The organism is Agrobacterium sp. CGMCC 11546, assembly GCF_013365515.1.
GTDB lineage: Bacteria > Pseudomonadota > Alphaproteobacteria > Rhizobiales > Rhizobiaceae > Agrobacterium > Agrobacterium fabrum.
In genome coordinates this window covers 1086836-1105109 of the sequence record NZ_CP047388.1, presented here as the reverse complement: position 1 = coordinate 1105109, position 18274 = coordinate 1086836, and the positions used below count along the sequence as shown (strand labels likewise).

Here is an 18274-nt window from a genome sequence, read left to right as displayed (position 1 = left end):
CGGTTTATGGACCTGCTTCATGCGGGCCCTTATGCCGCACTTTGGCACGGGAGATTTGAACATCCAGTTTTGAGAATTGCTTGCATTTTATCCATTGCCGCGGGAAACAGGGTCCCCATATGCTTTGAAAGCATAACCAGAAGGATACGTCCGATGACCCTCCACCGCCCCGCTCCGCAACCCGTATTCTCGCTTGCCGAAACCTCCGGCCCGGTGCTCGGCGATCTACCCGCCTGGAAGCTCTCGGATCTCTATCCGTCGGGGGTTTCGCCGGAATATAAGGGCGATCTCGAAAAGGCGGCTTCGATGGCAGCGACATTCGAGGCAAAATGGAAGGGCAAGCTCGAATCCACCGCAAAGGCCAAAGGCGATGACGGTATCGGCGCGGCGCTGAAGGACTATGAAGCGCTGGACGACCTTATCGGCCGCATCGGCTCCTTTGCCGGCCTTACTTATTTTTCCGATACGTCGAATCCGGCAAATGGCAAGCTATACGGTGATGCCCAGGCGAAACTGACGGAGATTTCCGCGCACCTGCTGTTCTTCACGCTGGAACTCAACCGTATCGACGATGCCGTGATGGATGCCTGCATGGCGAACGATGCCGCAGCGGGCCACTACCGTCCCTGGCTGGTAGACCTGCGCAAGGACAAGCCGCACCAGCTCGACGATCAGCTCGAGCAGCTGTTTCTTGAAAAATCGATGACCAGCGCGGCAGCCTTCAACCGCCTGTTCGACGAAACGATGGCCGACCTGCGTTTCGACATTGATGGCGCAAGCCTTTCGCTGGAAGTGACGCTCAACATGCTGCAGGAGCCGGAGCCGGAAACCCGCAGGAAGGCGGCGGAAGCGTTGAGCGCCACCTTCAAGGACAATCTGCGGGTCTTCACCCTCATCACCAATACGCTTGCCAAGGACAAGGATATTTCCGACCGCTGGCGCAAATTCGAGGATATTGCCGACAGCCGTCATCTGGCCAACCGTGTCGAGCGCGACGTGGTCGATGCCTTGGCTGCGGCCGTCAAAAAGGCCTATCCGCGCCTTTCGCATCGTTATTATGCCATGAAGGCGAAGTGGCTCGGCATGGAGCAGATGAATTATTGGGACCGCAACGCGCCGCTTCCCGATACGTCGAATACGATCATCCCCTGGGATGAAGCGAAGGATACGGTGCTTTCCGCTTATGGCAATTTCGCCCCCGAAATGGCTGATATCGCCCGCAGATTTTTCGACGAAGAGTGGATCGACGCGCCCGCCCGCCCCGGCAAGGCGCCGGGCGCATTCGCCCATCCGACCGTGCCCTCGGCCCATCCTTACGTGCTCGTCAACTATCTCGGCAAACCGCGCGACGTGATGACGCTCGCCCATGAGCTTGGCCATGGCGTTCACCAGGTACTGGCCGGCCAGCAGGGCGCGCTGATGTGCGCAACGCCTCTGACGCTTGCCGAGACCGCTTCCGTCTTCGGCGAAATGCTGACCTTCCGCAAGCTGCTCGACGACACGAAAGATATCCGGGAACGCAAGGCCATGCTCGCCCGCAAGGTCGAGGACATGATCAATACAGTGGTGCGCCAGATCGCCTTTTACGAATTCGAGCGCAAGCTGCACACCGCCCGCAAAGAAGGCGAGCTGACCTCGGAACAGATCGGCGAATTGTGGCTTTCCGTTCAGGCCGAAAGCCTCGGCCCGGCCATTCGGATTTCCGAAGGTTACGAGACATGGTGGACCTACATCCCCCATTTCATCCACTCGCCCTTTTATGTTTACGCCTATGCCTTCGGCGATTGCCTGGTGAACTCGCTCTATGCGGTTTACCAGAAGGCCGAAGCGGGCTTTCAGGAGAAATATTTCGAACTTCTCAAAGCCGGCGGCACCAAACACCATTCGGAGCTTCTGAAACCCTTTGGCCTCGATGCGACCGATCCTTCCTTCTGGGACAAGGGCCTTTCGATGATCGAAGGACTGATCGACGAGTTGGAAGAGCTGGACAGGAAACAGGCTTAATCTCTTCGACCGGCAAAGCTAACCTATTTCGGACAAGCTTTGCCGGTTGATATTGCCAGCGGAGAGACCGGTAAACCTTCCAGGCGACGAGCACAGGCCATGAAACGCAAACCCGCAGATCTGACCCTGAGGGAAACCCTGCGATGGGAGCCGCAAACCGGCTTTCAGCGCATCGACCAGCATATGCGCCGGCTATTGCGCTCCGCCGATGCGCTGGGTTTTCGCGCGCCCGTCAATGCGGTTCAGGTGCTGGAAAAGCAGGTGGGCGGTGAAAAGCCGCTCTGCGTCAGGCTGGTCATGAACTACAAGGGCGAGCTGGATATCGAAACGGCCGAATTCCGTCCGTTGCCGGAAAATGCCGTCTGGCGCGTCCGCATTGCCAGACAGACCACACTCGATTCCGCAGATACCTTCTATCGCCACAAGTCGTCTCGCCGGGAGCCCTATGATGCCGCTCGCGCCGAATTTTCAGCCGAGGAGGCAGACGAGGTGTTGCTGCTCAACGAACGCGGCGAATTGTGCGAGGGATCGTCGACCAGCATTTTCGTCGAAATGCCTGAAGGGCCGATGCTGACGCCGCCGCTCGACAGCGGCATTCTGCCGGGTGTGCTGCGCGCCGACCTGATCCGCGAACGCCGGGCACGTGGACAGGCGTTGAAACCGGAGGATATTGCCGGTCGGAAGCTCTTCGTCGGCAATTCGCTGCAGGGATTGATTGCAGCGGAACTGATTTAAACCGTGACCGCCAGAAGCCGGTCGCGGCCTTTTTCCTTGGCCGCATAAAGCGCCTGATCGGCGCGCATGAAAACATCGTCGGCGTTTTCCATCATCCGAAAAACGGTCATGCCGGCCGAGCAGCTGTAGGAGAAATCCGGGAACTCCGAGAGCGGTCTGGAAAGGCGCACCTTCTGCAGCAGCCGCTCGACGATCTCCCGGCCCTCGGCGATCGAACTGCGCGGCAGGATGAGCATGAATTCCTCCCCGCCGATCCTGCCGAAACAATCCACCCGCCGAATGACGGAATGGGCTATGCCGACAAAGTCGCGCAGCACCGCATCCCCACATTTGTGGCCGAAGCGATCGTTGATCTGCTTGAAAAAATCGATGTCGAGCGTGCAAAGGCAAAAGGGCGCTTCAAGCCCCTTGGAAACCTGTTCCACCTGTAAGGCAAGCTTGGCGAAAACGAAGCGACGGTTCGCCGTACCCGTCAATTCATCCGTCTGCGAGGCGCGCACTGCCAGATCGCGGTCCTGCCGCAGCGTCCTGTAACCCTGACGCAATTCGGTAACATCGCTTGCGACGCAGAGCATCCAGCCATCCTGCTGCACCGTTTCCGTCATCCAGAACCAGCGACCGTCGTAAAGGTCCATCTCGAAGGCACGATAGGGCAGCTTGCCACGCCGGGACTGTGCCGAGAGCAGCCATCCCTCGAAATCATTGTTGCGGATGACGACACCGGTGCGCAGCCGGTGGTTCAGCCGCATGATGTCTGCCCAGGTCGGAAAATCACCATCGGCAAGTTGAAAGCTTTCCCGAAACGACGGATTGGCATGGCGCAGCCGGTCGTTGGAATCGTAAAGGGCGATAAGAACGGGGGTGGCGCTCTGAAGCGCTGCGACACGCTCTAAAAGATCATTCAACAGGTAGCTCCCCTGCGATGGCTAAAAATTTCCCTGTCGTCATGCGGCCCTAGCCCCCGAGCCTTTGGACGCCTGCACGAAAATCAGGGCTTAATTATAAACGCACTCTCTAAAATGCGAAGGGGCAGAATATGGTGGAAAGAATGTGTAGACCCATCTCGGCGTCATCACCGTCATATGTCCGTCATCCACCTGCCCTTTATTGTGGCACGCTTTTATGATCTAGCTTACTTATTGGCTGAAAAAGGAAAATTGACGAATGACGGACGCAAACTACCCGATTTATGGCGATATCGACGGCCCCATCATCATGATTGGCTTCGGCTCCATCGGGCGCGGCACTCTTCCGTTGATCGAGCGTCATTTCAATTTCGACAGAACCCGGCTCGTCGTCATCGATCCGCGCGAGGACATCGCTGCGTTTCTCGCGGAGAGAAATATCCGTCACGTCCAGACACATCTGACCAAGGAGAACTATAAGGACGTTCTCAAGCCGCTTCTCAAAGGCGTGCAGGGTAAGGGCTTCTGCGTCAATCTTTCGGTCGATGCCGCCTCGGTCGATCTGATGCGGATCTGCCGCAAACATGGCATGCTCTACATCGACACCGTCGTGGAGCCATGGCCCGGCTTCTATTTCGACGCCGACGCCGACAATCGTGCCAGAACCAATTATTCGCTGCGCGAGACCATGCTGAAGGAAAGGGCACGCAAGCCCGGCGGCACGACCGCGGTTTCCACCTGTGGCGCCAATCCCGGCATGGTGTCCTGGTTCGTGAAGCAGGCACTCGTTAATCTCGCAAAGGATACAGGCCTCGACATCGAGGAACCGCAGTCGCACGACCGGGAAGGCTGGGCAAAGCTGATGCAGCAGCTTGGCGTCAAGGGCGTACACGTGGCCGAGCGCGATACCCAGCGGGCGAAGGAGCCGAAACCTTTCGGCGCTTTCTGGAACACCTGGTCCGTGGAAGGTTTTATCGCCGAAGGTTTTCAACCGGCCGAACTCGGCTGGGGAACGCATGAAAACTGGATGCCGAAAAATGCGAAAAAGCAGAAGAAGGGAAGCAAGGCGGCGATCTATCTCGACCAGCCCGGCGCCAATACGCGGGTGCGCACATGGTGCCCGGGGCTTGGAGCGCAATATGGATTTCTCGTCACCCACAATGAGGCGATCTCGATTTCGGACTACTTCACCGTCCGCAACGATGATGGCGACGTGACCTATCGGCCCACCTGCCACTATGCCTACCACCCCTGCAACGACGCCATTCTGTCCCTGCACGAACTTTTCGGCAATGGCGGCAACCCGCAGCCGATCCAGCATGTGCTTGGCGAAGACGAACTCGTTGACGGCGCAGACGAGTTGGGCGTTCTGCTCTATGGCCACGACAAGAACGCCTATTGGTACGGTTCGCGGCTGAGCCTCGAGGAGGCGCGGTCGCTTGCCCCCAGTCAGAATGCCACCGGATTGCAGGTCAGTTCGGCAGTTCTGGCCGGCATGGCCTGGGCGATCGAAAACCCTGAGGCCGGCATCGTCGAGGCGGATGAGATGGATTATCGCCGTTGCCTCGAGGTGCAGCGCCCCTATCTTGGCCCGGTAGAGGGGCATTACACCGACTGGACACCGCTTGACGGCCGGCCGGGACTGTTCCCCGACAATATCGACATGTCCGATCCCTGGCAGTTCCGCAACATCTTGGTGCGCTGACGGATCGGCGTCTCATATTTGCCACGCCGGGGCTTTCCTGAACAATATCAGGAACCGGGGAGAGCGAACAACGTTGCCTTGAAATAAAGAACGCTTCACGGCATGGTCGAAGCATAGAAGGTTTCATCGAATCGCAGGAGAACAGGCTCATGAACTTCAAGACAAGCGCTGCATTGCTTAGTGCCGCCATCGCGGTGTCTTCATGCGTCGCACCGGGACCCTCGCAGCAGACCTCGATGGCGCCTTCGCTTTCCCGCGGACCGGCTGTCGACGGCCGCTGGATCGACCGCAACGGCATCATATCGACCTTCCAGAACGGAGCCTTCTCCACCCGTTCGACCGACACCAACACGCTTCTGGCCTCGGGCACCTATGTGACGATCTCGCCGACGCTTTATGAAATCAACATGACCTCGCTGGTGCGCAACACACAGTCGCGTGTCAACTGCGCGCTCGTCTCGCCGTCACAATTGAACTGCACGACGGACGCGAACAGCCAGTTCTCGCTGACACGTCAAGGCTGATAACCCCGCCTTTTCAATGAGATGACCTTCTGAAACGCGCGCCTCCGGCGTGCGTTTTTCTTTATTGCGCAACTGTCATATTTCGCTTGCGGCGACTGCCGCTAAATGGAAACATCCCGTTTTGAAAGACTGACATGATTTTGGATTAGAGAATGAGCACGGCCGGCGGATGATCAACCGGCCCGGGCTTCCGCTTTGAACAGGAGAGAGGGACCATGAAGAAAATATTGGGACTGGGTATGCTGAGCGTTTCGGCGATCACGCTTTCGGCCGGAGCGGCTCTTGCCGATTACGAGCTCAACATTCTTCACATCAACGATTTTCACTCCCGTATTGAATCGATCAACAAATTCGATTCGACTTGCTCAGCGGAAGAGGAAGGCAAAAACGAGTGCTTCGGCGGCGCCGCGCGCCTGCTGACCGCAATCAACCAGACGCGTGACGCGCTGAAGGCAGGCGGGAAAAATGTTCTCCTGCTCAATGCCGGCGACAATTTCCAGGGCTCGCTGTTCTACACCACCTACAAGGGGACGGTGGAAGCGGAAGTGCTGAACGCCATGAAGTTCGACGCCATGACTGTCGGCAACCACGAGTTCGACGATAGCGAAGACGGTCTCGCCGGCTTCCTCGACAAGGTGCAGTTCCCCGTCGTAACCGCCAATGTGGTGGCCACCGCCGCCTCGAAAATCGGCGACCGCGTCAAGCCCTCCATCGTGCTTGAAGTCGGCGGCCAGAAAATCGGCATCGTCGGCGCCGTCGCCAACGACACGGCGGAACTGGCAACACCCGGTCCCAATATCACCATCGCAGAAGATGTCGCCAAGATCGGCGAACAGGTGCAGAAGCTGAAGCAGGACGGCGTCAACAAGATCATCGCGCTCACCCATGTCGGTTATCCGCGTGACCTCGAATTCATTGCCAAAATCCCTGATGTCGACGTCGTGGTCGGCGGCCACTCGCATACGCTGCTGTCCAATACCGACCAGAAGGCCGAAGGCCCCTACCCGACCCTCGTTGACAATCCCGGCGGCTATAAGGTTCCGGTGGTTCAGGCCGGTCAGTACAGCAAATATCTCGGTGACCTCAAAGTGGTCTTCGACGACAATGGCGTGGTCAAGGAAAGCAAGGGCGACCCCATCCTGATCGACTCCACCTTCAAACCTGACGAAGCCACGCTGAAGCGCATCGATGAGCTGAAGGCACCGATCGAGGCGTTGAAATCCAAGGTCGTCGGCACCTCGGAAGGTCCGATCGAAGGCGACCGCAAGGTTTGCCGCGTGAAAGAATGCTCCATGGGCAATCTGGTGGCCGATGCGACACTGGCGCGCGTCAAGGATCAGGGCGTCACCATCGCTTTTGCAAACAGCGGCGGCCTGCGCTCCTCCATCGATGGCGGCGACGTCTCGATGGGTGAAGTGCTCACGGTTCTGCCGTTCCAGAACACCGTTGCGACCTTTCAGCTCAAGGGCGAGGATATTCGCGCCGCCCTCGAAAATGGCGTCAGCCAGATCGATGATGTCGCGGGCCGCTTCATGCAGGTTTCCGGCATGAAATACTCCTTCGACCGTTCCAAGCCGGCCGGCAGCCGCATCGTTTCGGTCGACGTCAAGGAAGGCGACGGCTTCGTGCCCCTCGATCCCACAAAGACCTATACTGTCGCAGCCAATAATTACGTGCGCACCGGTGGTGATGGCTTCAAGGTCTTTGCGACCAACGCCATCAACGCCTATGACTTCGGCCCCAATCTCGAAGACGCAGTTGCGGCCTATATCACCGCCAACAGCCCCTACAAGCCCTATACCGACGGCCGCATCAGCGAAGTGACGCCTGCCGGTTATGTCGCTCCGGCGAAGCCAGCGGCACCGGCACCAGCCGCAACCGCGCCTGCTCCGGCGCCTGCTGCGCCCACCGCCACCGCACCGGCTGCAACGGCACCGGCATCCCCGGCACCTGCTGCGGCCGCTGCCGCCGTTAGCAAATATGTCGTCGAAAAAGGCGATTCGCTCTGGAAGATCGCTACCGAGAAATATGGCGACGGTGCTCTCTGGCACAAAATTGCCAAGGCAAACACACTGAAGCAGCCGAACCACATCGAGATCGGCGAAGAGCTGGAACTGCCGGCTCAATAAGCCGAACGGGAACGGACAGGGCAATTTGCCGCACACATAACACCGGCTCCGGACAACGGGGCCGGTTTCTTATTTTCCCTATGAAAACAGACATCTGCAGATCAAATTTTGCCAAAAGACAGCCTGCGGCTGCGCCGGCCCCGGAAATAGCCTCCGCCGGTGGTTTAATCTTGAAGAATTTCGTCTAGAACACGATGAACAAACTATCGGCCTATGCGTATAGACCGGGCATTTCCGGCCAAGCCGCGTCACGGTTTGTGTTTAGGCGCTAACAGAAGATGGAGTGTTTAGGCCTTTATCCGAGGCGAAACCGCTCCTCACATAACCAGTCCGAGTTTCAGGGTGTCATTCATGGCGACAGAACTATCCGCACTCCCCGCAAACCATCCCCGTGTAAGTTTTGGCAAGGTCGGCGTCCTGCTGGTCAATCTCGGCACGCCTGACGGCACGGATTATTGGCCGATGCGCCGTTATCTGGCGGAGTTTCTGAGCGACAAGCGCGTGATCGAATGGTCTCGTCTCTACTGGTATCCGATCCTCTACGGCATCGTCCTCAACAAGCGCCCGCAGAAGGTCGGCAAGGCCTATGAGGAAATCTGGAACCACGAGCGCAATGAAAGCTATCTGCGCACTTACACCCGCAGCCAGGGCGAGCTGATGGCTGCGGCGCTGAAGGACTTGCCCAATGTCGTGGTCGACTGGGCGATGCGTTACGGGCAGCCTTCCATCGCATCCAAGATCGATGCCCTGAAGGAACAGGGTTGCGAAAAAATCCTGCTCTTCCCGCTTTATCCGCAATATGCCGCCTCGACCACGGCAACCGTGAACGACAAGGCTTTCGAGCATCTGATGAAGCTGCGCTGGCAACCGGCCATCCGCACCGTGCCGCCCTATCATGACGATCCGGCCTATATCGAGGGGCTCGCCACCTCCGTGAAAAACCATCTGGCGACGCTGGACTGGGAGCCGGAGATGCTGATCACCTCCTTCCACGGCATTCCGCAATCCTATTTCAAAAAGGGTGATCCCTATTATTGCCATTGCCAGAAAACCGCCCGCCTGCTGCGGGAGGCTCTGGGGCGGACCGAGAAGAATTTCATGATCACCTTCCAGTCCCGCTTCGGACCGGAAGAATGGCTGCAGCCCTATACCGACAAGACCGTGGAGAAGCTGGCCTCGGAGGGCATCAAGCGCATTGCCGTCATGAATCCCGGCTTCGTATCGGATTGTCTTGAGACGTTGGAAGAAATTGCCGGTGAAGCCGGGGAGATTTTCCTGCATAATGGCGGAGAGAAATTTACCCATATCCCCTGTCTGAATGACAGCACCGAAGGCATGAACGTTCTCGAAAAGGTTGTAAGGCGGGAGTTGCAAGGCTGGGTGTAATCTTGCCATAAGGTTGTTGGGATAAATCCCGGACGTTCTGATCCTAGGAGGAAAGTGATGATTGCATTGGGCGGTTTCGACATCGTCGTCATAGCGGCGGTTGTTCTGGTTATTCTGGTGCTGTTTGCCGGCATCAAGACCGTGCCGCAGGGGCATCGTTACACGGTTGAACGCTTCGGACGCTATACCCGCACGCTCGAACCCGGCCTGAACCTCATCATACCGTTCTTCGAAAGCATCGGCTCGAAAATGAACGTGATGGAGCAGGTGCTCCACATCCCGACGCAGGAAGTCATTACCCGCGACAATGCCAGTGTTTCGGCCGATGCCGTCACCTTCTATCAGGTATTGAACGCCGCACAGGCCGCCTACCAGATTTCCAATCTGCAAATGGCGATCGAAAACCTCACCATGACCAACATCCGCTCGGTGATGGGCTCAATGGATCTCGATGAGTTGCTGTCGAACCGCGATGCCATCAACGATCGCCTTCTGCGCGTGGTCGACGAGGCCGTGGGACCCTGGGGCATCAAGGTCACCCGCATCGAGATCAAGGATATCGCGCCGCCGAAGGACCTCGTCGATTCCATGGCGCGGCAGATGAAGGCAGAGCGTGAAAAGCGCGCACAGGTGCTGGAGGCAGAGGGCGCCCGCAACGCCCAGATTCTGCGCGCGGAAGGTGCAAAACAATCCGCCATTCTGGAAGCAGAAGGCCAGCGCGAGGCGGCGTTCCGCGATGCCGAGGCACGCGAACGTCTTGCCGAGGCCGAAGCCAACGCCACCCGCATGGTTTCGGAAGCCATTGCCGCGGGCAATGTCCACGCCATCAACTATTTCGTCGCACAGAAATACACCGAAGCGCTTGCCGAGATCGGTACGGCCAAGAATTCCAAGATCGTGTTGATGCCGATGGAAGCCTCGGCGCTGATCGGCTCCCTCGGTGGCATCGGCACGATTGCGAGAGAAGTGTTCGGCGACAAGGGCGATACTCCGAGCGCGCCTGCCCCCTCCACCTCGTCCCGCTCCGTGCCGCCGACCCGGCCTTCCGGCCAGAGCATCAACGTTACCATCCCGGGTAATCCCTTCGGCTCTTCATCGGAGAAGTAACGATGTTGCAACGGCTTGCCACTGAGCTGGGACCCTGGAGCTGGTGGATCGTCGGCTTCGTGCTGCTGGCCGCCGAACTCATCGCGCCCGGCGTCTTCCTGATATGGATCGGGCTTGCCGCACTTGTCATCGGCGTGGTTTCGCTGTTTTTCTGGGAAGCGGCATTCTGGGCGTGGCAATTGCAGCTGGTGCTGTTTGCCGCACTTTCCGTGGTGTTCGCCCTGCTCGGCCGGAGATATTTCGGCCGAAACCACGCGACAAGCGACGAGCCCTTCCTGAACCAGCGCGAAGCAAGCCTTGTCGGCCGCACCGCAACTCTGCAGGAACCAATCGTCGAGGGTCGAGGCCGGATAAGGCTGGATGATACCTGGTGGCCGGTGAATGGCGAAGACCTGCCGGCCGGAACCCGCGTCAGGATTGCCTCGGCACGCGGGCGCACGCTGACAATCGAACCGATAGATCGGTAAGCCAGGGGCCGCGCGGTGGCGTTGGCGCCGCATTTCCAGACAGAAGCCTGAAGTCCAGTTTCCGCGGAATGGCTTAAGCGACACCGATTCTCAGGAGATCGTGGAAATGCACCAGCCCGATCGGCCGGTTGTCGTCATCAACGACGATCAGCGCGCCGATGTGAAATTTTTCCAGCGTCGCCAGCGCACTGGTCGCCAGCACCGACTTTTTGACGGTTTTCGGGCTGCGGGTCATGATGTCGTCGACCACCAGCTCGGCGAGGTTGCGCGACAGGTTGCGTGCCATGTCGCCCTCGGTGACGATGCCGCACAGACGGCCATCCTCGTCCAGAATGCCAACGCAGCCGAAATGCTTGCGCGAGAGAACGCCCACCGCCTCGGGCATGGCCGTTCCCTTGTTGACCAGCGGCACACGATCACCCGTATGCATGATATCGCTGACCAGCGTCAGGCTCGCACCCAGCTTGCCGCCGGGGTGGAACACCTTGAAGTCACCCGCAGTGAAATTGCGCGCCTCAAGAAGCGCGACCGCAAGGGCATCGCCCAGCGCCAACTGCATCAATGTGGAGGTGGTGGGTGCAAGGCCCAGAGGGCAGGCTTCCTGTTCATTGGGCACCAGAAGCACGATATCTGAGGCCCGTGCCAGCGATGAATTTTCCGAACAGGTGAGCGCGAGCAGCGGAATGGAGAACCGACGGGAATAATTGATGATGCTGCGCAATTCAGCACTTTCACCACCCTTGGAAATAGCCAGCACCACATCATCGCCGCCTATCATGCCCAGATCGCCGTGATTTGCCTCCGCCGCGTGCACAAAAAAGGCAGGCGTTCCGGTAGAGGCGAAGGTGGCGGCAAGCTTTGCGCCTATGTGACCGCTTTTTCCGACACCGGTAATGATGAGACGGCCATTCGACTGGCCGATGGTCTCGATCGCCTTGCAGAAGGGCTCGGAAAGGCCGTTTCTCAGGGCATCCTCAAGGGCGGCAAGGCCAGCCCGCTCCATCGAAATCGTCCGCACGGCGGATTCGATGGCATTGTCTTCGACCAGTTTGACAGCGCGCGTAATCATGGCCGACTGTTACTCTTTCAGCCGGAATAAGTCCACTCTCCCGCCATTCAGCCCTGTTTTTAGTGACGCAGATCGGGCGGGGAAATCTCTTCCATCGTTCCAAGCCGCTTGAAGGGAATGTTTTCCTCATCGACCAGATATCGCCCGAGCGTCCTTACCCATAAGATGGAACCATCACTGCGGCGCACGGCATATTCCTGGTCGTAAAAGCTCGCGGCCTTCAGGGTGAGCAGCGCCGTCTCGATCACACGGTTTCGATGATCGATATCCACTTTTTCAAGCATCTGAAAAATACTGATGCCCTGCATCGCCTGTTTCAGCGAAATCCCGAAGAATTCCGCGCATATTTCATCGAGATAGAAGCGGTCATTGGTAATATCCCAACAATAAAAACCGACTTGCCGGATGTTCAAAACGCGATTCATGAAACGATGCTGTCACATAAAATAAAATTCAATACGATTTGTTGAACGATTTACGGTCGCTCTTTGCAAGCATAGGACAATTCCGTGCCAAATTGAAACGTATTAATCTTCGCATATAGAAATATTTTGCTGTTACGTCGGGTCCGCACGGCAATCCGCATCGGTACAATTAGGGGCGCCAGTTCGCTCGGCAGGCGCAGCTGATTTTTCACCCACGCCCCAACGCCGAAATCCCCGCCGATCTTTATCAACTGTTAACCATAAAAAACCTATTGTTAAAGCGATGTTAAAACTTGCGTCGCCTGTCTGGTCCCTGGTTTCTTCACGTCATTTCATCAGCCTGCCACTCATCGGGTCTGAAGAGATGCCTTGGTGGGCTTTCGATCCGGCATCGGCCAAACTCGCCGGGTGAAAAGGAATGAAAGTGAAGGGCACCGCCACACGTCTGCCGACGTCGCGGAAAGCAGCAACCCTGCTGCTCGCCTGCACGATTTTTTACCCGCACGAAAGCGCCTTCGCGCAGACTGCAGCGACAGCCACACCAATGGTGCCGAGCGCCACTTCCTCTGCTGACGGATCGGTTTCAACCACCCCGGCGACGGGCGGCGCAGCGGGCACAGGCACAGCGCAGGCCACACCCGCTCCCGCTCCGCAACTCTGGCGCCCCTCCAGCAATCCCGGCGACCCGATCTACGAACAGCCGGACGAAGCCGGCCAACCCTCTGCCGAGGCTGAAAACCCCTATGAGCCGACAATGGACGGCGGGGAAAATCCGCGGATAGCAACCGAACCCGGCCAGACACCCGGCATCCGGCTCGGCACATTCGTGCTCAGGCCTTCGATCAGCCAGACGGTGAATACGGAAAAACAGACGAATACGGGCGGCCCCTCCCGGCGCAACTATTTGACGACGGGCATACGCGGTACGCTCACCAGCGACTGGTCCCGGCACGCACTGACGGTGACCGGCGATGGCGCCTGGGAGAGAAACTTCGGCGGCAACAAGAATGGCGAAGAACCCCGGGCAAATATTGAGGCCAATCTGCGCCTCGATCTCGGTGCGCAAACGACCGCCAATCTCAAGGCGGGTTATGAATTCAGCCGTGAAGGCACCACGGACCCCAATGCTCTGACCGGCGCTGCCGTGCAGGGTGGTGAGCACCGCTTCACCGCCGGCGCATCGATAGAGCGGGATTTCGGCAAGCTGCGGGGGCTTGCAGCGCTCGATCTCTCACGCACCGTCTATACGGATGCAAAGGGCCTCGATGGCCGGCCGATCAGCCTCAGCGATCGCGACCAGAACGGAGCGAACCTGCGCGGACGCATCGGTTATGAACTGTCGCCTGCTTTGATCCCCTTCCTCGAACTGAATGTGGGGACAACCAAATATGATAGTCGCCTCGACAATTCGGGCTATGCCCGCTCCTCCAATGCCTATGGAGCGAAGATCGGCGCAGAAGTCGATCTCGGCGAAAAGACCCGCGGCGAGGCTGCAATCGGCTATCTGCGCAAGGAATATGACGACGATCGCCTGGCCGCAATCGGCGCCTTGACGCTGGATGGCAAACTCAACTGGTCTCCCCAGCGTGGCACGAATGTCAATCTCGGGCTGCGCACGACGATAGAGGACTTTGCCGGCGGTCCGCAGGGCGGCTGGATTTCCTATCGCCTGGATGCCGGCCTGACCCATGAAATGCGCAACAACCTGGTCGCGCGCCTGACGGGGCAGATCGTGCATCGCACATTCCCCTCCTCCAGCACAGAGGACGCCGTGGAATATACGGCAGGCGCCGGCCTGACCTGGGGGCTGAACCGTTATCTCGACCTGACCGCAGATGTCAGCTACCAATGGACCCCGGTTTATGACAGCAATGAATTGCGTGTCGGCGCGGGACTTGTCCTGAAACGATAATGAGCCCCAAAACAAAAATCCCGGCGCGAAGGCCGGGATTTCCCTGTGTTGCGGTCGATTATTTCAGACCCTCGATCAAAGCCTTGATCGGCTCCTCAATCGCCGGACGGATATCGCCGCGTTCCAGTGCGAAAGCGACGTTTGCAAGGATGAAACCATCCTTGGCGCCGCAATCGAAGGTCTGCCCACGGAAATGATAGCCGGAGAATTCTTGCGACTTGGCGAGCGTCAGCATGCCATCCGTCAACTGGATTTCGTTACCGGCGCCGCGTTCCTGATTTTCGAGAATATCGAAAATTTCCGGCTGCAGGATATAACGACCGTTGATGTAGAAATTCGACGGCGCCGTCCCCTTGGCTGGCTTTTCGACCATTTCGGTAATTTTGAAGCCTTCGCCGACGGCATTTCCCACGCCGACAATGCCATATTTATGCGTCTGGTCGGGAGCGCATTCCTGCACCGCGATGACGTTGCCCTGGGTCTGGTCGTAAAGTTCGACCATGCCCTTCAGGCAGCTTTTTTGCGAATGCATGATCATGTCGGGCAAAAGCACGGCAAAAGGCTCATCGCCGACGATATCACGCGCACACCAAACCGCATGGCCGAGACCGAGCGGCACCTGCTGGCGCGTGAAGCTTGCCGTGCCCGCCTTGGGCAGAAGGCCGGCCAGCAATGTCAGCTCGGCATTCTTGTTGCGCTCGCGCAGCATCTGTTCAAGTTCAAATTGAATATCAAAATAATCTTCGATCACTGCCTTGCCGCGGCCGGTGACAAATACAAAATGCTCGATGCCCGCTTCCGCCGCCTCATCGACAACGTATTGAATGACCGGCTTGTCGACGACGGTGAGCATTTCTTTCGGAACTGCCTTGGTGGCGGGCAGGAAACGTGTACCGAGACCTGCGACCGGAAATACGGCCTTCCGAATTTTCTTCTGTTCTACCACATATCCCTCCTGAGAGATAAAACTTGATCACAATCCCCGCACACTGTTGTTATTTCAAAAATAACAACGTTTTGTAAAGGGTGACGCTACCATCTATTAATGGTAAAGAATTTGTTGACATTCTTTTGTTATCCATGACGACGCCCGATGCGTTTTCGCAATCGAAATGATATTCGAGAGAACGAAAGACTGACGATGACAAAGACCCTTTCAAATGTCCGCAAATTCGGTTGCATGATGTTTGCAGGCTTGGCGATCTCGCTTTCCCCCGTCTCGGCCCGGGCCGATCAGGGGTTCAAGCAGTGGATCAACCAGTTCTACGCAACAGCCGCCAAAGAAGGCATTAGCAAGGCGACCTACCAGAAGGCCTTTGCCGGTGTCAGCGAGCCGGATCCGGACGCGCTGCGCAAGGCGACCTTCCAGCCGGAATTCACCACTCAGATCTGGGATTATGTCGATTCCCGCGTCAATCCGTATACGGTGCGGATCGGTCGCGAAATGAAGATGAAACATGCGACGACGCTCAACTGGATCGAGCGAAACTTCAACGTCGACAAACACATCATTCTTGCCATCTGGTCGATGGAATCCAATTACGGCGCGGTTCTTGAAAAGCCCGAGCGACTGCACAACATTCCGCAGGCGCTGGCGACACTCGCCTATTCCGATCCCAAACGCGCCAAATTCGCGCGCACGCAGCTGATCGCCGCGCTCAAGATTCTGCAGTCCGGCGATGTCACCCCCAAACAGCTGACGGGCTCCTGGGCCGGCGCGATGGGCCACACCCAGTTCATTCCCACGAGCTACCTGCTCTATGCGGTCGATGCTGACGGCAATGGCAAGCGCGACATCTGGCATTCCGTTCCGGACGCCCTGGCGACGGCCGCCAATCTTCTGGCCAAGAACGGCTGGGAACCTGGCCGGACCTGGGGTTACGAAACCGCCGTGCCGCGTGGCGGCGCCCGTTACGAGGGGCAGACAAAGTCCATTGCGGAATGGTCGAAGCTCGGCTTTACCCGCCCCAACGGCAAGACTTTCACCCGCGGTTCCGATCGCGCCATGCTGAAACTGCAGGGTGGTGCAAACGGCCCCGGTTTCCTGATGATGAAGAACTTCTTCACGATCAAGAAATACAACGCCTCCGACAGCTATGCGCTGGCCGTTGGCCTGCTCGCGGATGAGATCGCCGGTTATGGCGGCATGCAGCAGAAATGGCCGCGCCCGGACGGTACGCTGGATATTCGCGAAAAATTCGAGCTTCAGACGCGCATGAAGGAACTCGGCTATTACGATGGCGAGATTGATGGCAATTTCGGTTCCGGTTCGAAAGCTGCCATCAGCGCCATCCAGTCCCGCATGGGCATGCAAAATGACGGCGAGCCGTCGCAGCGATTGCTGAGAGCCCTGCGCAATTGATAATGTGCCGGCGAATTCGGCGACGTCACGGACGCCGCCGATGCATCCGGAAAGGTTGATGTGATGAGTAGGAAACCTGCGGCGAGAAACGGAAAGATGGGTTGGCATTTCTGCGCCATTGTTCTCTCCGCTGTCCTCTGTGTGCCGCTCGTTCCTTCAGAAACCTTCGCACAGGAGCAGCGGCGCACCCTTTTCGAAATGCTGTTTGGCAAGCCGGTGGGGCGCGATGGTAGCTCCGGCCGGGAATATCAGCCCCGCAGCCGCCGGGATTTTCCGGCTGCGCCGCGGGAAAGATCGGTCACCCGCCCACAGCCCACAAGAAAAGCACCCTCGGTGGTTCAGATGCGAACTGCAAAACCGGAACCTGCCGCCAAGCTTGAAAATGCGAGACGCGTTCTGGTCATCGGCGATTTCCTGGCCGGCGGGATGGGGGAAGAGCTGGTCAATGCCTTTGCCAGCTCGCCGGCGATCACCGTCGATGTACGTGCCAACGGTTCTTCCGGCCTCGTGCGCAAGGATTATTACGACTGGTTCGCCAATCTGCCGCAATTCATCAGCGAGACCAATCCGGCCACCATCGTCATCATGATGGGGTCGAACGATCGCCAGCAGATGCAGATCGGTGATGTCAGGGAAAAATTCGGCACGGAAGTCTGGTTCAAGGAATATGAACGGCGGATCGACGAGCTTTTGACCCTTGCCGGTCGCCCGAAGGTGCCGGTGCTTTGGGTTGGCGTGCCCGCCTTCCAGTCGCCTTCGCTTTCGGCCGATCTCGTCGGCTTCAACCGGCTCTATCGCAGCCATGTCGAAAAATATGGCGGTGAATTTGTGGATGTATGGGACGGTTTTGTCGATGAGGCCGGAAAATTCGTCATTACCGGCTACGACATGAACGGCCAGCAGGCCCGTCTGCGTGAGGCCGATGGCATCGGAATGACGCAGGCCGGCAAACGCAAGCTCGCCTTCTACGTCGAGAAATTCGTGCGCAGGCACCTGGATAGCGCGGGGCCCGATCTGGTGAAACTGGACGGCAGTAATCTGCCCGCCCTCACCTCCCTGCCGGCGCTCGGCATTGACGCAGGTCTGGTTCGCACCCAGCCGATCAGCCTAACCGATCCCAATCTCGATGGTGGCGACAAGCTTCTGGGCGATGCCCCCCTTGCGGCCGGACCGACACGCGTATCGGTGGTGGAATCGCCTCGCGAGAGGCTGACCAAGCGGGGAGAAATGTCTGATGCGCCGGCAGGGCGTATCGACGACTATCGTCTGGTGCCGGATACCGCACAGGCAAAACAATAGGCGCTGTCCCTGCGTTTCAGTAGCCCCGCTGGGGCGTAATGTTGATGCAATCCCAACATGACAGTTTGAGGACCGCTTTGCAGGAATGCGGGGATGGTTCCATCAGTCATCTCTGATCCCTCTCCGGCAAGGCGATATTGACTTGACGGCGACACATCGCTTGCCTTTAGCGTGAACGGCGCCGTCTTTTTTTGACTTCACGCGTGTTCTTCCTCCCGGGAGACGACGCCGGATACGGTCGAGAC

The 18274-nt window shown here is 58.1% G+C and carries 14 protein-coding genes and 1 pseudogene; 11 read left to right on the top strand and 4 right to left on the bottom strand.

Annotated features, from left to right (window positions below):
* The first annotated feature begins 153 nt into the window (after nucleotides 1-153).
* Both GSF67_RS19760 and GSF67_RS19755 read left to right on the top strand, forming a co-directional pair.
* On the top strand, nucleotides 154-2004 hold the full coding sequence (locus GSF67_RS19760) for a M3 family oligoendopeptidase (RefSeq protein ID WP_176072071.1): 1851 nt from the start codon (nucleotides 154-156) through the stop codon (nucleotides 2002-2004).
* 99 nt (nucleotides 2005-2103) lie between these two features.
* Nucleotides 2104-2739 carry an aminotransferase class IV family protein gene (locus GSF67_RS19755; RefSeq protein ID WP_006313456.1) on the top strand — a complete coding sequence of 212 codons (636 nt, stop codon included), beginning with the start codon at nucleotides 2104-2106 and terminating at the stop codon, nucleotides 2737-2739.
* On the opposite strand, the gene GSF67_RS19750 is transcribed toward GSF67_RS19755, so the two are convergent.
* Entirely contained in the window at nucleotides 2736-3644 is a 909-nt protein-coding gene (locus tag GSF67_RS19750) for a GGDEF domain-containing protein (RefSeq protein WP_006313455.1), read from the bottom strand. The two genes, GSF67_RS19755 and GSF67_RS19750, sit on opposite strands and share 4 nt — an antisense overlap.
* Nucleotides 3645-3903: 259 nt before the next feature.
* Here GSF67_RS19750 and GSF67_RS19745 point away from each other — a divergent pair, with 259 nt between their 5' ends.
* The 6 genes and pseudogenes from GSF67_RS19745 to GSF67_RS19720 all read left to right on the top strand — a co-directional run bounded on the left by GSF67_RS19745 (nucleotide 3904) and on the right by GSF67_RS19720 (nucleotide 10962).
* Nucleotides 3904-5349 carry a homospermidine synthase gene (locus GSF67_RS19745; protein WP_006313454.1) on the top strand — a complete coding sequence of 482 codons (1446 nt, stop codon included), beginning with the start codon at nucleotides 3904-3906 and terminating at the stop codon, nucleotides 5347-5349.
* Between the two features lie 149 nt (nucleotides 5350-5498).
* Nucleotides 5499-5873, top strand: a complete 375-nt coding sequence (gene omp10, locus GSF67_RS19740; protein ID WP_006313453.1) for an outer membrane lipoprotein Omp10 — start codon at nucleotides 5499-5501, stop codon at nucleotides 5871-5873.
* A gap of 215 nt (nucleotides 5874-6088) precedes the next feature.
* Nucleotides 6089-8002, top strand: a complete 1914-nt coding sequence (locus GSF67_RS19735) for a 5'-nucleotidase C-terminal domain-containing protein (protein WP_006313452.1) — start codon at nucleotides 6089-6091, stop codon at nucleotides 8000-8002.
* Between the two features lie 351 nt (nucleotides 8003-8353).
* A complete protein-coding gene (gene hemH, locus GSF67_RS19730; RefSeq protein ID WP_006313451.1) occupies nucleotides 8354-9388 on the top strand; it encodes a ferrochelatase in 1035 nt (344 codons plus the stop codon).
* A 57-nt stretch (nucleotides 9389-9445) separates the two neighbouring features.
* Nucleotides 9446-10066, top strand: a pseudogene (locus GSF67_RS26320) (SPFH domain-containing protein); the annotation flags it as partial.
* A 431-nt stretch (nucleotides 10067-10497) separates the two neighbouring features.
* Nucleotides 10498-10962: an NfeD family protein gene (locus GSF67_RS19720; RefSeq protein WP_006313449.1), complete on the top strand. Its 465-nt coding sequence runs from the start codon at nucleotides 10498-10500 to the stop codon at nucleotides 10960-10962.
* A 73-nt stretch (nucleotides 10963-11035) separates the two neighbouring features.
* Here GSF67_RS19720 and GSF67_RS19715 read toward each other — a convergent pair whose 3' ends face one another.
* Together GSF67_RS19715 and GSF67_RS19710 are read right to left on the bottom strand one after the other, a co-directional pair.
* Complete coding sequence (locus tag GSF67_RS19715; protein WP_006313448.1) at nucleotides 11036-12031, bottom strand: SIS domain-containing protein; 996 nt, start codon at nucleotides 12029-12031, stop codon at nucleotides 11036-11038.
* A 59-nt stretch (nucleotides 12032-12090) separates the two neighbouring features.
* Nucleotides 12091-12456, bottom strand: coding sequence for a PAS domain-containing protein (locus tag GSF67_RS19710; protein ID WP_006313447.1), 366 nt, complete (start codon nucleotides 12454-12456; stop codon nucleotides 12091-12093).
* A gap of 418 nt (nucleotides 12457-12874) precedes the next feature.
* Here GSF67_RS19710 and uppP point away from each other — a divergent pair, with 418 nt between their 5' ends.
* A complete protein-coding gene (gene uppP / locus GSF67_RS19705; RefSeq protein WP_006313445.1) occupies nucleotides 12875-14368 on the top strand; it encodes a polysaccharide biosynthesis protein UppP in 1494 nt (497 codons plus the stop codon).
* 58 nt (nucleotides 14369-14426) lie between these two features.
* Here the strand turns inward: uppP and galU are convergent, their stop codons facing one another.
* The gene (gene galU, locus GSF67_RS19700) at nucleotides 14427-15314 is read right to left on the bottom strand and encodes a UTP--glucose-1-phosphate uridylyltransferase GalU (protein WP_006313444.1); all 888 of its coding nucleotides are present in this window, start codon (nucleotides 15312-15314) and stop codon (nucleotides 14427-14429) included.
* Nucleotides 15315-15509: 195 nt separating this feature from the next.
* Between galU and GSF67_RS19695 the strand changes: the two genes are divergently transcribed.
* Nucleotides 15510-16730 (top strand): lytic murein transglycosylase, encoded by a 1221-nt coding sequence (locus tag GSF67_RS19695; protein WP_010973314.1) that lies wholly within the window; start codon nucleotides 15510-15512, stop codon nucleotides 16728-16730.
* Between the two features lie 63 nt (nucleotides 16731-16793).
* Complete coding sequence (locus GSF67_RS19690; protein WP_006313442.1) at nucleotides 16794-18029, top strand: SGNH family hydrolase; 1236 nt, start codon at nucleotides 16794-16796, stop codon at nucleotides 18027-18029.
* Nucleotides 18030-18274 lie beyond the last annotated feature (245 nt).

Bases quoted from the DNA above. Each gene is read 5' to 3' on its own strand.
- GSF67_RS19760 (WP_176072071.1), top strand. From the start codon at position 154: ATGACCCTCCACCGCCCCGCTCCGCAACCCGTATTCTCGCTTGCCGAA.
- GSF67_RS19755 (WP_006313456.1), top strand. From the start codon at position 2,104: ATGAAACGCAAACCCGCAGATCTGACCCTGAGGGAAACCCTGCGATGG.
- GSF67_RS19745 (WP_006313454.1), top strand. From the start codon at position 3,904: ATGACGGACGCAAACTACCCGATTTATGGCGATATCGACGGCCCCATC.
- omp10 (WP_006313453.1), top strand. From the start codon at position 5,499: ATGAACTTCAAGACAAGCGCTGCATTGCTTAGTGCCGCCATCGCGGTG.
- GSF67_RS19735 (WP_006313452.1), top strand. From the start codon at position 6,089: ATGAAGAAAATATTGGGACTGGGTATGCTGAGCGTTTCGGCGATCACG.
- hemH (WP_006313451.1), top strand. From the start codon at position 8,354: ATGGCGACAGAACTATCCGCACTCCCCGCAAACCATCCCCGTGTAAGT.
- GSF67_RS19720 (WP_006313449.1), top strand. From the start codon at position 10,498: ATGTTGCAACGGCTTGCCACTGAGCTGGGACCCTGGAGCTGGTGGATC.
- GSF67_RS19715 (WP_006313448.1), bottom strand. From the start codon at position 12,031: ATGATTACGCGCGCTGTCAAACTGGTCGAAGACAATGCCATCGAATCC.
- GSF67_RS19710 (WP_006313447.1), bottom strand. From the start codon at position 12,456: ATGAATCGCGTTTTGAACATCCGGCAAGTCGGTTTTTATTGTTGGGAT.
- uppP (WP_006313445.1), top strand. From the start codon at position 12,875: ATGAAAGTGAAGGGCACCGCCACACGTCTGCCGACGTCGCGGAAAGCA.
- GSF67_RS19695 (WP_010973314.1), top strand. From the start codon at position 15,510: ATGACAAAGACCCTTTCAAATGTCCGCAAATTCGGTTGCATGATGTTT.
- GSF67_RS19690 (WP_006313442.1), top strand. From the start codon at position 16,794: ATGAGTAGGAAACCTGCGGCGAGAAACGGAAAGATGGGTTGGCATTTC.